Source organism: Bifidobacterium sp. B4081, assembly GCF_026537335.1.
GTDB lineage: Bacteria > Actinomycetota > Actinomycetes > Actinomycetales > Bifidobacteriaceae > Bombiscardovia.
Genome location: NZ_JAFNMM010000004.1, coordinates 137,386 through 151,654 on the forward strand (window position 1 = coordinate 137,386; position 14,269 = coordinate 151,654).

Consider the following 14,269-nt stretch of genomic DNA (forward strand, 5'->3'; position numbering starts at 1 on the left):
GGACCCCGCAAGAGGGCCGGGAGCATGAGGAGGACAAGCCTCGGGATGACGGCATGACGGGCCAGGATCAGCTGGACGACGCGCAGCTGGATGACTCGCTCTCCCCCGAGCATTATGATGCCAGCGATCTGAAGGTGCTGGAGGGGCTAGAGGCGGTCCGCGTCCGTCCCGGCATGTACATCGGCTCGACGGGCTCCAGGGGCCTGCATCACCTGGTCTACGAGATCGTCGACAACTCGGTCGACGAGGCTCTGGCTGGGTACGCTGACCATATTGAAGTCACCATCCTGCCCGACAACGGCATCCGTGTGGATGACAATGGCCGTGGCATTCCTGTGGACGAGGTGCCAGGCGAGGGCAAGAGCGGCGTCGAGGTGGTCATGACCAAGCTGCATGCCGGCGGCAAGTTCGGTGGTGGCGGTTACGCGGTCTCAGGCGGTCTGCACGGCGTGGGCATCTCCGTGGTCAACGCCCTGTCCACCCGGATCGACGTCCAGGTGCGCCGGCAGGGCTACCACTGGCATCAGAACTTCCGCAACCAAAAGCCCACCGCTCCCCTATCCAAGGATCAGGCCATGGGGCCGGACGAGAGCACCGGCACCTCGGTGACTTTCTGGGCTGACCCCAAAATCTTCGAGACCACGGTCTACGACTTCGAGACCTTGCGCAGCCGCTTCCAGCAGATGGCCTTCCTCAACAAGGGCCTGAGGATCACCTTGACCGATCTGCGCCCCAATGACCAGGCCGGCGACGAGGTGGCGGGCGAGGAGCAGACCCCGGAGCAGAAGGGCCAGTCCGTCAGCTACCAGTACGCCAACGGCATCAAGGACTATGTGGACTACCTGGTCAAGGTCAGGAAGGCCACGCCTGTGGAGGCCGAGGTCATCGACTTCGAAGCCGAGGACCTGAAGCTGGGCATCTCCGCCGAGGTGGCCATGCAGTGGACTACCGCCTACTCGGAGTCCGTCCACACCTTCGCCAACACCATCGCGACCACCGAGGGCGGCACCCATGAAGAGGGGTTCCGTGCTGCCCTGACCAGCATGATCAACCGCTATGCTAGGGATAAGAACATTCTCAAGGACAAGGATGACAACCTCTCGGGCGACGACGTACGCGAGGGGCTGACCGCCGTGGTCTCCGTCAAGCTGACCAACCCCCAGTTCGAGGGCCAGACCAAGACCAAGCTGGGCAACTCCGAAGCCAAGACCTTCGTCCAGCGGGTCATGACCGAGAGGCTGAGCGACTGGTTCGACGCCCATCCCAGCGAGGCTAAGTCCATCATCCAGAAGGCCATGGAGGCCTCCCGGGCCCGGATAGCCGCCAAGAAGGCCCGCGAGAACACCCGTCGCAAGTCCATCTTCGAGACGGCCGGCATGCCTGACAAGCTCAAGGACTGCCAGTCCAGCGACCCCCAGGAGTGCGAGCTCTTTATCGTGGAGGGCGACTCAGCAGGCGGCTCAGCCATCCAAGGCCGCAACCCCATGACCCAGGCCATCCTGCCCCTGCGCGGCAAGATCCTCAACACGGAGCGGGCCAGTCTGGACCGCATGATGAAGTCCGACACCATCGAATCCCTGATCACGGCTGTGGGCGGCGGATACGGCGAGGACTTCAACATCGACAAGGTGCGCTACCACAAGGTCATCATCATGGCCGACGCCGATGTGGACGGCGCCCACATCGCCACCCTGAATCTGACCCTCTTCTTCCGGTACATGCGGCCCATGATCGAGGCCGGCTACGTCTACGTGGCCATGCCTCCGCTATACCGGCTCAAGTGGACCAAGGGGCCCCACAGCTTCGTCTACACCGATGCCGAGCGCGACAGGGTCCTGGCCGAGGGCAAGGCCTCAGGCCGACAGCTGCCCAAGGGCGAAGGGATCCAGCGCTACAAGGGTCTGGGCGAGATGAGCTACCAGGAACTCTGGGAGACCACCATGGACCCGGAACACCGCATCCTCAAGAAGATCCACATCGATGATGCCGAACAGGCCGACGAGACCTTCACCATGCTCATGGGCGACGAGGTCGAACCCCGGCGTCTGTTCATCCAGCGCAACGCCCACGACGCCCGCTTCATCGACGCCTGAGACGGACGCCCCTCCCTTTTCACCATTTGAGCTAAGGATCGATTTTGGCAGACGATAACAACAACGACAACAGCTCGGACCAGGACGGCCTCAACCTGCCCGACGGGTCTCGCGAGCCACTCAGCCCCCAGGAGATGGATAACACCGATTACGGCCTTCTCCAAGGCGAGCGGATACAGCCCATTGACCTCCAGCAGGAGATGCGGGAATCCTACCTGTCCTACGCCCTGTCCGTGATCGTGGAGCGGGCCCTGCCCGATGTCCGCGACGGTATGAAGCCGGTCCACCGCAGGGTCATCTACGCCATGTACGACGGCGGATACCGGCCAGATCGTGGCTACAACAAGTGCTCACGCGTGGTGGGCGACGTCATGGGCAAGTACCACCCCCACGGTGATTCAGCCATCTATGACACCATCGTGCGTCTGGCCCAGTCCTGGTCCATGCGCTACCCGCTGGTGGACGGTCAGGGCAACTTCGGCTCCCCCGGCGACGATCCGGCTGCCGCCATGAGGTACACCGAGTGCCGCATGGCCCCCCTGGCCATGGAGATGGTGCGCGACATCGACAAGGACACGGTTGACTTCATCCCCAACTACGACGGCAAGACCCAGGAGCCCACGGTTCTGCCTTCCCGCTTCCCCAATCTGCTGGTCAACGGATCAGCCGGCATCGCTGTGGGCATGGCTACCAACATTCCTCCGCACAACCTGCGTGAGGTGGCCAAGGGCGTTCACTGGGCCCTAAAGCATCCCGAGGCCTCCAAGGAGGAGCTGCTCAACGCCCTGATCTCCATCATCAAGGGGCCTGACTTCCCCACTGGCGCCACCATTCTGGGCCACAAGGGCATCGAGCAGGCCTACCGGACCGGGCGCGGCCTAATTACCATGCGGGCGGTGGTCAACACCGAGGAGATCCGTGGAAGGATGTGCCTGGTGGTCACCGAGCTGCCCTACCAGGTCAACCCCGACCGGCTGGCCTCCTCTATTCGCGAGGCCGTGCGCGACGGCAAGATCCAGGGCATCGCCGACATGCGTGATGAGACCTCGGGCCGTACCGGCCAGCGCCTGGTCCTGGTGCTCAAGCGCGATGCCGTGCCCAAGGTGGTTCTCAACAACCTCTACAAGCACACCCAGCTGCAGCAAACCTTCGGGGCCAACATGCTGGCCCTGGTGGACGGGGTCCCCAGGACCCTGAGCCTGGATGCCTTCATCCGCCACTGGGTGGACCACCAGCTGGATGTGGTTGAGCGGCGCACCCGCTATCTGAAGCGTGAGGCCGAGGATCGCGACCATATCCTGCAGGGGTATTTGAAGGCCCTGGACATGATCGACCAGGTCATCGCCCTGATCCGCGCCTCCAAGGATGTGGAGACAGCACGCACCGGCCTGATGGAGCTGCTGGATGTGGACGAGGTCCAGGCCGATGCCATCCTGGCCATGCAGCTGCGCCGTCTGGCTGCCTTGGAACGGCAGAAGATCCTGGACGAGCATGAGGAGCTCATGCGCAAGATCGCCGACTACAACGACATCCTGGCCCACCCCGAACGCCAACGCACCATCGTGGGCGACGAGCTGGATGAGATCGTCGACAAGTACGGTGACGAACGGCGCACCCGGATCGTCCCCTACTCGGGTGAGATGAACGTGGAGGATCTGATTGCTGACGAACAGGTGGTGGTCACTGTCACCCACTCCGGCTTCGTCAAGCGGACCAAGGCCGACGAGTACCGGGCCCAGCACCGCGGCGGCAAGGGCATCCGCGGGGCCAGGCTGCGCGAGGACGACGTGGTGGACCACTTCTTCCTGACCAGCACCCACAACTGGTTGCTCTTCTTCACCAACAAGGGCCGGGTGTACCGGCTCAAGGCCTACGAACTGCCTGAGGGCTCCCGCGACTCCAAGGGGCAGCATGTAGCCAACCTGCTCCAGCTGGGCCCGGGCGAGCGGATTGAACAGGTCCTTTCCCTGCACGGCTACGACGATGCCGACTATCTGGTTCTGGCCACCCGGACCGGACGGGTCAAGAAGACCCGCCTGGCTGAATATGATTCGCCTCGCCAGGGTGGCCTGATCGCCGTGCGGCTGATGGAACTGGGCACCGTCGCCGACGAGGAGGGCCAAGAGGCGCCTAAGAGCGATGAGCTGGTGGGTGCCGCCCTCTGCAATGCCGACGATGAAATCATCCTGGTCTCCCGCAAGGGCATGAGCGTGCGCTTCCCGGCTGACGACTCCACCCTAAGGCCCATGGGACGGCAGACTGCAGGCGTCCAGGGTATGCGGTTCCGCCCCGGCGACGAGTTGCTGAGCATGGACGTGATCGCCAGTGAGTCTGGCGATGACCTGCTAGTGGTCACCGACGAGGGCTTCGCCAAGCGGACTGCTCTGAGCGAGTACCGCTTGCAGGGCCGCAACGGTTACGGAGTCAAGGCCATCGCCATGGTCGAGGGCCGTGGTTCCCTGGTCGGCGCCCTGGTGGTGAACGAGGACGACCAGATCATGGCCATCATGAAGTCCGGCAAGGTCATCCGCTCCGATGTGGCCGAGGTCAAGCGAACTGGACGCAACACTCAAGGGGTAACCCTAGCCAAGCCTGACAAGGGTGACGAAATTCTCTCCATCGCCCGCAATGCCGAACGCGACGACCAGGAGGAGAATGACGGTCAGGTTGACGTGGCTTCTGCCGCTCCTCTGGCGGCCAAGGATCAGCCCATCGCCACCACCGGAACCGGCGACGGCCAAGGTCTGGCCCAAGAGGACTGAGCAGGTCCGCTACCAGTCTGACAAGACTGGTAGCCTCGTAAGAAGTCGTCCAGGTCCTGCGGCGGTATGCGCGGACTGATGAATGCAAGGATCAAGGAGTGCCGATGAGCCAGGATGATCAAAAGCAGGCCAAGGCCGGTACCGGTAAGAAGGGTACAGCAAAACCCAAAACCGGCAAGACCAAGGCTGATGAATCCAAAAAGGGCGAGTCCCGCCAACCCTTATCGGCCACTCCCCCGGCTTCTGCTGCCGGCAGGACGGCATCAGGGCGTTCCGCAAGAACCACAGCTTCGGCTGCCGCTCCGGTCAAAGCCCCTTCGACGACGCGTCCTCACGTGCCTCGGGCCCGGCGCATGCAGCTGTCCTTGACCCGGCTGGAACCTTGGTCTGTGGCCAAGGTCACCTTCCTGCTGTCCATCGCCGGAGCCATCATTCAGGTGGTGGCCGCCGCCCTGCTCTGGATTCTGCTCAATGCTATGGGACTCTTTGACAACCTGACCCAGGTCATCTCCAAGACAGGCCTGGATGCTGGTGGTTTCGACCTAGGCCAGGTGCTGAGCCTGGGGACGGTTCTGAGTTCGGTGACCATTTTCTCTATCTTCGAGATTGTCATAGTAGTGGCTCTGGTTACCATTTTCGCCTTTCTCTACAACCTGGTCAGCTCCCTGGTTGGTGGCATCCACGTAACCCTGGGCGACGACTGACCTCTTCGTCGGCACAGTCAATCGGTCGATAGGCTTAAGCGCGATTTAGACTGGAATTGTGCTCTCGACATACCTGGACTACTTCAGCGGCTCCTTTGGCATATCTCTGGTTTTCTGGCCCTTGGCCTCGCTGATTCTGACCCTGCCCATTCTTGCCCTGATCTACAACCGCTATCACCGGCTCAGGCTGACAGCAGCCATGGCGGCCTACCTGACCGTCTTATATCTGCTGGCCCTGGTCTTCTTCACCCTCTGGCCCATGCCCGACGATCGTGCCGCCTTCTGCGCCACCCATCATCTGACCCCCCAGCTCAATCCCCTGCAGTTCCTGACCGACCTGAGCACAGGCGGCCGGATGGCCATGTTGCAGATCCTGCTCAATGTGGCCTTCTTCCTGCCCCTGGGCTTCATCATGGGGCGGGTCTTCCGCTGGCGCTTCATCCTGGCCCTGCCGGTTGCCTTCCTGGTCTCCCTCTTCATCGAAACGGCCCAGCTGACCGGAGTGTTCGGCATCGTGGGCTGCGCCTACCGTCTCTTCGACGTGGACGACCTGATTTGGAACACCTCAGGCGCTCTGATCGGCTACCTGGTAGCCATGGCGGCCAATAAGCTCGTTCCCACCCGTCAGGCTGACGCTGCCCAGCTGGTCACCAACCCCGGGTTCATACACCGAGCCGTCTCCTTGGCTCTGGATCTGCTTCTGGCCACCATTCTGTCCATGTCTCTGGGAATGGGCGTGACCTATGCGGTCCATCGTCTGGGCGCCTATCAGCTGGATGGTCACTACCGCTTTGGCGGATTGCTGATCGCCCCATCCGCTCTGGATGTATTCGGGACCGTGGTTGATCTTGCCATGCTGCTGATCTTTGAACTGCTCATACCCCTGCCCCGCCGGGGACGGACGCTGGGTGCCACCTTCACCCATATGACCGTCGAGACCAAGCAGCGGCATGGCTGGTCCCGCTTCCTCTTCTATCTGTGCCGGACCGCAGTCATCCTGGCCGTCTTCGGCCCCTGGACCGGCAAGGTTCAGACTGCAACGCGCATCCTGGCCCTGCTCCTGCTGGTCTTTTACCTGATCAAGCGGCAGATGCCCTACGACCTCTTGCCCGGGACAGTCTACCGGGAGGACCCGGCTGCTGAGGAGCCCTTCGATAGCCGGCGGGGATGAAGTCTGACTTCGGATAGGATGATGGCGGCGAAGATGATGGCGAAGCCCAACAGATGGGTGGCTGTCAGCTCCTCGTGCAGGACCAGGACCGAAACCAGCATACCGAACAGGCTCTCCGAGCACAGGATCAGCGAACCCTGGGCGGCGGGGACCCTGGAGAAGGCGATGTTCTGGAAATTCTGGGCCATCAGGGTCGAGATCAGCGTCAGATAAATCATGGAGCCCAGGGTCGAGGGCGTGAAGTCGGCCGCAGTGGGCAAGGGATCGAAGATCAGCGCGCAGACCAGGAAGAGGATGTCACCGAAAAGCAGCTCCAGGTAGGTCAGCGTAGGGGCGTCGAACTTCTTGGTCAGGAAACCAGTGATCACCAGGTTGACCCCGTAGAGCAGGGCACCGGCCAAAGTCAGCAGGTCGCCAGTGCTCAGAGCCAGCCCCTGTCCCCCGCCGTGGGCCGGCAGCGAGATCAGAGCCACGCCCAGGATGCAGATGGCGGCCGCGACGAAGTGCCGCAGGGTCGGCCGTCGGCGGGCCATAATCCAGACCAGGAAGGGCACAAAGATGCAGTAGGTGGCCGTCAGGAAGGAGTTGCGGCCCGGAGCGATGGTGGTCAGCCCCATCATCTGCAGGCTGAAGGCCGCCCAGTAACTGACCCCCAGGATCAGCCCCGGTACCAGGGTATGTATGGCCCCGGTTCTGCGCAGCCGGGGCAGCAAAAAGGGCGTCATGATCACGATGGCGCAGAGGATGCGAATGCCCATCAGCCAGCGCACGGTCAGGGTCTCCATGGCAACCTTTTCGAAGGTGTATCCGGCTCCCCAGGCGGCCGCGGCCATCAGCAGCATCAGACGAGCCAGCCAGGTGGACGGTTTCCAGGACGAGGAGGGTGCGAAGGTAGACATGTTTCGACTCTAATCGTTCCCGTCCACAAGTGAGAATAGATTCGCAAGGTAAAAAATGAGCAGTTCAAACTTATTTGCTTTTTCAAACCAACCCTCCTGCTTGTCAGCGTTCGGCTTCGGGCAAGCGGGGTCTGCCATGCGGATATCTCCGATATCATTGAAGAACGGTGATAACGGCGGCCACAGGTCCTTGGCCGACGGGGTAAGGAGTGTGTGCCAGGATGATCAGAATCGCAGTGGTGGATGATGATTCCATCAGCTGTCGGACCATGGTCAATTACCTGAGCCGTTACCGCAAGGAACGTCAGGAAGAACTGACGGTCAGCGTCTTCACCGATGGCAAGGCTTTTGCGGACGGCTATCGACCCGTGTATGACATCCTCCTTCTGGACATTCAGATGACCCCCATGGACGGAATCGAAGTGGCCCGCCGGGTACGCGATCGTGACGAGTCGGTGGTCATCGTCTTCATCACCTCCGCCCCCCAGTACGCCATCAACGGCTATGAGGTGGGCGCTCTCTCCTACCTGCTCAAGCCCTTGCCCTGGTTCGCTTTCTCCCAGGAACTGGATCGGTCCATCGCCCAGGTGCGCGGCCGCGTGGACCTGTCCATTCTGATCACCGAGGGTGCCCGATCCACCCGGATCCCCCTCAAGGACATTGTCTTTATCGAATCCGTCCGCCACAGCAGTGTCATTCACACCTTGGATTCCTCACTGACTACGAACAGCACGCTGAAAAACCTGGAGGGCCAGCTGGACCAGCGAGGATTCTTCCGTTCCAACTCCTGCTACCTGGTCAATCTGGCCCATGTGACGGGCATGGAGGACCAGGACTGCATCATGTCGACCGGTCAGCGGCTGCGGGTCAGTCGACCACGCAAGAAGTCTTTTATGACGGCTCTTACCGCTTACGTGGCGGGTCGGCCATGACCAGCACCCACATCCTCAATGCCCTGCCCGATATCCCCCGGCTCTATACGGCCATCAGCGAGTGGTTGGGTTGCCTGGTCTATCTGTTGGCCATCGGGGTGAGGACCTCACGCCTAAGAATGACGGTTGTGCTTCTGCCCGGTCTGGCCGTGCTCATCGGGGTCCAGTACTGGGCCGGCACCCTGCCTATCGCCTTCTGGATCATCAGCATGTGCCTGGCCGTGGCCTGCATGTACGCCATCATCATGCTGGCTTCGGGGTTGGGGGCGCTGGATGGGGCCTATCTGCTGGTCCGTGCCTTCGTCCTGGCCGAGCTGGTCGCCTCTCTGCACTGGCAGCTGGACTCCTTCATGCGGCCCTCGAACCACAGCCTGTATGACCCGCCCTCCCTGATTCTGCTGGTGCTGATTTATGGCGGCGTAGGCATGCTGGCCTGGCTGGCGGAGCGGCGCAACTTCGCCAATGCCCAGTCTTCCGTGCCAGGACGCAGCGTTTTCATAGCCGCAGTCATCGCTGTGGTCACCTTCGCCATGTCCAACCTGAGTTTCGTCTCCACCAACACACCCTTCTCCGGCCGGGTTGGCTTGGAGGTCTTCTACATCCGCACCCTGGTGGACCTGTGCGGGTTCGCCACGCTCTATGCCCAGCAGGAACAGTTGCGGGAGAGCCATACCAGTGCCGAGCTGGCCTCCATCAACGCCCGGGCTTACAGCCAGCACAGGGAGTACATACGATCCAAAGAGAATCTGGAGGCCATGGGCAGGCTTGCCCACGACCTCAAGCATCAGATTGCGGCCCTGCGCTCGCAGATGGATCCTGAGCGCAAGTCCCAGGATTTCGAAGAGCTGGAGGCTGCGGTCGGACGGTATGGGTCGCAGCAGCACACCGGCAACCCCATCCTGGACGTGGTCATGTCGACCAAGGAGCGCATCTGTTCCGAAGAAGGGATCACTCTGACCATGGTGGCCGACGGCTCCCTCTTGGAGGGGATGTCGCCCATGGACATCTCCACCCTCTTCGGCAACGCCTTGGACAATGCCATTGAGGCTTTGAGGAAGGTCAAGGAATCCGACCGCCGCCTGATCAAGGTGGCCCTGTACGCCCGTGGACAATTCGTGGTGATCCGCATTGAAAACTACTTCACATCGCCTCTGAATTGGAAGGGCAATGGCGAGCTGGCCACCACCAAGACCAGGACTGAGGATGGCCTGCATGGCTACGGGGTCAAGTCCATTCGACACATAGCCCATCGCTACCAGGGCGAGATAACCCTGCGCACCGAGCATCACTGGTTCAGCCTCTGCGTACTCCTGCCTCGGGTAGGCGATCAATTGAAGCCCATGGCGGCTTCGGCGGCCTTATAACCCAGCCGGATGGCCAAGCGGCCCGGCCTGCCCGGCATGTTGATCATCCTGCAGAGCAGGGTGGAACGCACGTCGGAGGCGATGACGGGGGAGCGGTGCTCCAGCCTTCGCCAGAGCATGTCCTTGTTCCGATAATTGCTTGGATTGCGAGAGAGGATAAGGAAGACCGAGGTCACCACGCAGTTAATGGACAGATAGTGGATCATATAACGATAAAGTCCGCGTGGAACCGTCCCTGGATCAGGTGTCGACTCGGCCATGAGTCCGTTGACCAGCAGCAGTTGTGAGACCCGGGCGATCATGATCGAGGTCTGCACTGACTGGCCCTGACGGCCGGTGTGATAACGGTAGAAATTCGTGTCCAGGTAGAGCAGGGTGTGCACCCAGGGCAGGGGCTGATAAGAGTAGATGAAGTCCACGTAGTAGGTGTGCTCGGGCAGGTGTGTGTGGGCCTGGCGGAGTACCTCGGTGCGCAGGATCAGGGCGTGCATGATCATGTACTGGGACAGCCCGAACCGGCGCAGATGGTTCCAGTCCAGCACCCGTCCCGGGTCCATGACGCTGCGGAAGTTGATGACCCGCTTATGTTTGCGGCCTTCTTTTTCGTAGACGTAATTGGTGACTACCATGTCCACCGGATTCGTACGTCGCGACTGGTCCCGCAGCTGGTTCAGAACCAGACTCAGGGAGGTCGGGTCCACCCAGTCGTCGGCATCGACCACCTTGACGTAGCGACCCCGGGCGGCTGCCAGGCCGGTGTTGACAGCGCCGCCGTGGCCCTTGTTGGTCTGGCTGATCAGACGGACAGTCTGCGGATGACGCTCTTGGTATGACTGCACAACCTGCGCTGTGGCGTCGGTGGACCCGTCATCGACCACGATGACCTCCAGATCGTCCTCCTCCCGGCTCAAGAGGGAATCCAGGCAGGTCGGCAGATGCTGGGCCATATTATAGGCGGGGACGATGAAGGTGAGAACGGGCGGTCTCGTGGAGGCCGGTCGGTCAGCTGTCATGAACGATCACTTCGCAAAAGAATGGGTCGGCGGGTATGTCGGCGGGGTTGCCGCAATCCCGTCGGCGGCCGTTGTATGCGACCACTGTACATGATGGGTTTGAGGAAAAGGCCCCGCCCCTCTGGCTGCCGATGCATGCCGGTTCATTGACAGCCGGGGGAGTGGGGCCGGAATTTTACTGGGCGCTCGCCTGAGATTCGGTGGGCTCCTGACGGAAGATGACCTTGAAGATGGGGAAGAAGACCCAGAAGGAGATGGCCGAGTTGATGATCATGGTGACCAGATCAGCAATGGTGGTCCCTAGGCTGCCCCAGTTCAGGGTGTGCTGGAAGAAGCCGTAGATGGGGTCCTTGTACCAACCCTGCAGCGCTGCCGCGATGATGGTGATGATCACGTAGGCCACTAGGTACCAGAAAGCCGCCTTCCAGACCGAGGAGTTGGACTTGAAGGTGATGTTGCGTTGGAGGAAGAAGTTGATGATCTGGGCGATCAGCAGGGTGATCTCCACCGCAAGGAAGTAGGCCAGGCCGCCCCCGCCGCCGTGGCCGATGGACCCGGCCGCGTAGTCGAACAGGTAGTAGGGCTTGCCGCTGACGGTCCCCATGCGCCAGATCTGGAAGTTGGTGCCCACCAGGGAGGTGCCGTTGAAGATGGCCTTGAGCACGGGCATGAGCACCAGCTGCAGGACGGTGACCCCGTTGGACAGGATGAAGAAGACGATGAACTGGGCCAGGGTGGTGTGTCGGTCGCTGAACCGCCGCCACCAGCGCACAATCGCCCACTGTGAGGCCGTCGTCGCCTTCCCTTGGGCCGGCTGTTCGGCCTGTTGGCTGTGCTGATCACTCATGATTGAGCTCCTTTCCGGTCCTGCGGTTGGCGGACATGTTTCTGAAGAATCCGGCGATGAATCCGCCCAGCCCCCTCCATAGGTGGCCGTTGGGGATGCGGACGATGGCCTCGACCATGGCCGTATCAATCAGCCCGTTGGTCATCTTGGCCATGGCCCTGGGAGGCATGTTGAGAAGGAAGAGGGTGTTTAGGTCGGGGTTGCCGGTCTTGGCCTCGTGGCGGTTCTCGCTCTTGGCGAGGAAGTTGGCCACGAACCTGGCCATGACGCTTCTTGAGTCCTTCCAGGATGAGAGCGGATCGTTGACACCGAAGGTGCTGACGGCGCCCTGTCGGACCACCGGGTGGCCGAAGAGCGCTGTCACAGCGGCATCGTCGACCTCCTTGACCCGGCCGGTCAGGTAAGCGCCCAAGGCAGGGTCTGGACTCTGCGGGTCGACGGTGCCCTGGACGTTCAGATGCTCGCTCAGCTCCATGTTGCGGGCATCGGACCCGATCATGATGGTCCAGTCGCCGGACTCGATCTGCCAGGAGTTGCTGGCCGTGTCGAAGTGCCGGAAGGTCGTCTGATCGAAGTCGATACGGACCTGGGTGGACTGGCCGGCATCCAGGCTGACCTTCTTGAAGCCTTTCAGTTCGCGGACCGGCCTGAGCACGCCACCCTTGGGCGCCTGGACGTAGAGCTGGGGAACAGTGGCCCCCTGCCTGTCCGAATCATTGGTCAGGGTGAAGGTGACTCCCTTGTCGTCCACGGTTAGATCGGAGTAAGCGAAGTGCGCGTAAGACAGACCGTAGCCGAAGGGGAAGCGTTCCTCCACGTCGGCGGTCAGGTAGTAGCGGTAGCCGACGAAGGGGCCCTCCCGGTAGATCGACTCGTGCGCAGGGTCGGGGTACCAGTCGGCGCTGGGGCAGTCGGCATAGGACTTGGGCCAGGTTTCCGCCAGGTGGCCGGAGGGGTTGATCCGGCCGGTCAGGATGTTCAGGGTGGCTGAGGCTCCAGCCTGCCCGGACAGCCCTATGTAGAGGACGGCATCGCACTGGTCGATCCAGTCGGTGGTGACGGGGGAGCCCGCCACCAGGACGACTACTAGGGGTTTGTCCGTCGCGCCCAAGGCCTTGATCAGGTCGACCTGGTTGCTGGGAATGTCCATGTGGGAGCGGTCCAGGCCCTCGGATTCGCTGCGTTCATCCAGGCCCACGCAGGCGACAATCACGTCAGCCTGGCCAGCGGCAGCCACGGCTTGGTCGATCAAAGACTGGTTCTTCTCGCCATGCCGTTCGTAGCCCTGACTGTAAGAGGCCAGCTCCAGGCCGTCGCCGTTGCCCTGCCTGAGCAGATCCAGCATGCTCTCCTGCTTGGCTACGTTGACCTTTGAGGATCCAGATCCTTGGAACCGTGGAGTCTCGGCCATATCCCCGACTAGGGCGATCCGGGTGCCGGCGGCCAGGGGCAGGCGTCCCTCCCGATTGACCAAAAGAACGGCGGATCCCTCGGCGATGCTCCGTGCCACCTGATGGTGATCCCGTATCTGTTCTGCGGTCAGGTTCCCATCAGGATCCATGTCAGAGTGGTAGGTCAGCTTGGCCAGTCGCGCCACCTCTTCGGCTCGGGCATTCAGATCGGCCTCGTCCAGGCGGCCCTCCTGTACGGCCTTGGCAACCTGTCTCACGGAGTCGTATCCGGCCTGAGGCATCTCAAGGGAGGAGCCATTTGCTGCTGCGGCGACCGCACTGTTGGAGCCGCCCCAATCCGAGACCACCATGCCGTCGAAGCCCCACTCTTTGCGCAGGATGTCCTTGAGCAGGTGGGAATTCTCGTTGGCATAGGTGCCGTTAACCATGTTGTATGAGGTCATGATGGCCCAGGGGTGGGCCTGGCGCACGGCGATCTCGAATCCGGTCAGATAGAGTTCGCGCATGGTGCGCTCGTCCACCACGGAGTCGGATGCCTGGCGGCGTAGCTCCTGGCTGTTCATGGCGAAGTGCTTGGGGGTGGCGGCCACGCCCTGGGATTGGATGCCTTCGATCAGGCCGGCAGCCATATGACCGGCCACCTGGGGGTCCTCGGAATAGTATTCAAAGTTTCTGCCGCACAGGGGATTGCGCTTGATGTTCATACCCGGACCCAGGACCATGTTGACGCCCAGGCTTCTGGCCTCGTTGCCCAGCGCCTGGCCCATGGTCTTGGCCAGCTCCGGGTCCCATGAGCAGGCCACAGTGCCGGCTGTGGGGAAGCAGGTAGCGGGCTTGGACTTGCCCATGCCTAGATTGTCCCCTGATCCGGTCTGGCGGCGCAGACCGTGAGGGCCGTCGCTCAGGACCATGCTCGGGATGCCCGCCCTCTTCAGGGCACGGGTCGCCCAGGTGGATTTTCCGGAGAGCAGCGATGCCCGTTCCAGAACTGTCAGATCCTTGACTTCCATAGTGTTCCTTTTCCGTGACGGGGGCTGATCCTGCGGCGGGAACCCTCGTTGCTTCCACGATT

At 61.9% G+C, this 14,269-nt stretch carries 10 protein-coding genes; 6 read left to right on the plus strand and 4 right to left on the minus strand.

Going from position 1 to position 14,269, the window contains the following annotated elements; translation table 11 throughout:
• The first annotated feature begins 53 nt into the window (after positions 1–53).
• The 4 genes from gyrB (at position 54) to J3T92_RS07895 (ending at position 6,730) form a co-directional block, all read left to right on the plus strand.
• A complete protein-coding gene (gyrB, locus tag J3T92_RS07880; protein WP_267400933.1) occupies positions 54–2,093 on the plus strand; it encodes a DNA topoisomerase (ATP-hydrolyzing) subunit B in 2,040 nt (679 codons plus the stop codon).
• 134 nt (positions 2,094–2,227) lie between these two features.
• Positions 2,228–4,855, plus strand: a complete 2,628-nt coding sequence (gene gyrA / locus J3T92_RS07885; RefSeq protein ID WP_416378874.1) for a DNA gyrase subunit A — start codon at positions 2,228–2,230, stop codon at positions 4,853–4,855.
• 104 nt (positions 4,856–4,959) lie between these two features.
• A complete protein-coding gene (locus tag J3T92_RS07890) occupies positions 4,960–5,559 on the plus strand; it encodes a DUF3566 domain-containing protein (RefSeq protein ID WP_267400912.1) in 600 nt (199 codons plus the stop codon).
• A 58-nt stretch (positions 5,560–5,617) separates the two neighbouring features.
• Positions 5,618–6,730, plus strand: a complete 1,113-nt coding sequence (locus J3T92_RS07895) for a VanZ family protein (protein WP_267400913.1) — start codon at positions 5,618–5,620, stop codon at positions 6,728–6,730.
• Here J3T92_RS07895 and J3T92_RS07900 read toward each other — a convergent pair.
• Positions 6,679–7,629, minus strand: a complete 951-nt coding sequence (locus J3T92_RS07900; RefSeq protein ID WP_267400914.1) for a DMT family transporter — start codon at positions 7,627–7,629, stop codon at positions 6,679–6,681. The genes J3T92_RS07895 and J3T92_RS07900 overlap by 52 nt on opposite strands.
• Positions 7,630–7,850: 221 nt before the next feature.
• On the opposite strand from J3T92_RS07900, the gene J3T92_RS07905 reads away from it, so the two are divergent.
• Both J3T92_RS07905 and J3T92_RS07910 read left to right on the plus strand, forming a co-directional pair.
• Positions 7,851–8,561 (plus strand): LytR/AlgR family response regulator transcription factor, encoded by a 711-nt coding sequence (locus tag J3T92_RS07905; RefSeq protein WP_267400915.1) that lies wholly within the window; start codon positions 7,851–7,853, stop codon positions 8,559–8,561.
• The gene (locus J3T92_RS07910; RefSeq protein WP_267400916.1) at positions 8,558–9,925 is read left to right on the plus strand and encodes a sensor histidine kinase; all 1,368 of its coding nucleotides are present in this window, start codon (positions 8,558–8,560) and stop codon (positions 9,923–9,925) included. Before J3T92_RS07905 ends, J3T92_RS07910 begins: the two co-directional genes overlap by 4 nt.
• Here J3T92_RS07910 and J3T92_RS07915 read toward each other — a convergent pair.
• From J3T92_RS07915 to J3T92_RS07925, 3 genes are all read right to left on the minus strand, one after another.
• The gene (locus J3T92_RS07915; protein ID WP_267400917.1) at positions 9,889–10,938 is read right to left on the minus strand and encodes a glycosyltransferase family 2 protein; all 1,050 of its coding nucleotides are present in this window, start codon (positions 10,936–10,938) and stop codon (positions 9,889–9,891) included. The genes J3T92_RS07910 and J3T92_RS07915 overlap by 37 nt on opposite strands.
• A gap of 175 nt (positions 10,939–11,113) precedes the next feature.
• The gene (locus J3T92_RS07920) at positions 11,114–11,785 is read right to left on the minus strand and encodes a hypothetical protein (protein WP_267400918.1); all 672 of its coding nucleotides are present in this window, start codon (positions 11,783–11,785) and stop codon (positions 11,114–11,116) included.
• Positions 11,778–14,207: a glycoside hydrolase family 3 C-terminal domain-containing protein gene (locus J3T92_RS07925; RefSeq protein ID WP_267400919.1), complete on the minus strand. Its 2,430-nt coding sequence runs from the start codon at positions 14,205–14,207 to the stop codon at positions 11,778–11,780. Before J3T92_RS07925 ends, J3T92_RS07920 begins: the two co-directional genes overlap by 8 nt.
• Positions 14,208–14,269 lie beyond the last annotated feature (62 nt).

Excerpts from the sequence above, each read along its gene's own strand:
- J3T92_RS07900 (WP_267400914.1), bottom strand. The coding sequence starts at position 7,629 with ATGTCTACCTTCGCACCCTCCTCGTCCTGGAAACCGTCCACCTGGCTG.
- J3T92_RS07925 (WP_267400919.1), bottom strand. The coding sequence starts at position 14,207 with ATGGAAGTCAAGGATCTGACAGTTCTGGAACGGGCATCGCTGCTCTCC.
- J3T92_RS07890 (WP_267400912.1), top strand. The coding sequence starts at position 4,960 with ATGAGCCAGGATGATCAAAAGCAGGCCAAGGCCGGTACCGGTAAGAAG.
- gyrA (WP_416378874.1), top strand. The coding sequence starts at position 2,228 with ATGGATAACACCGATTACGGCCTTCTCCAAGGCGAGCGGATACAGCCC.
- gyrB (WP_267400933.1), top strand. The coding sequence starts at position 54 with ATGACGGGCCAGGATCAGCTGGACGACGCGCAGCTGGATGACTCGCTC.
- J3T92_RS07905 (WP_267400915.1), top strand. The coding sequence starts at position 7,851 with ATGATCAGAATCGCAGTGGTGGATGATGATTCCATCAGCTGTCGGACC.
- J3T92_RS07910 (WP_267400916.1), top strand. The coding sequence starts at position 8,558 with ATGACCAGCACCCACATCCTCAATGCCCTGCCCGATATCCCCCGGCTC.
- J3T92_RS07915 (WP_267400917.1), bottom strand. The coding sequence starts at position 10,938 with ATGACAGCTGACCGACCGGCCTCCACGAGACCGCCCGTTCTCACCTTC.
- J3T92_RS07920 (WP_267400918.1), bottom strand. The coding sequence starts at position 11,785 with ATGAGTGATCAGCACAGCCAACAGGCCGAACAGCCGGCCCAAGGGAAG.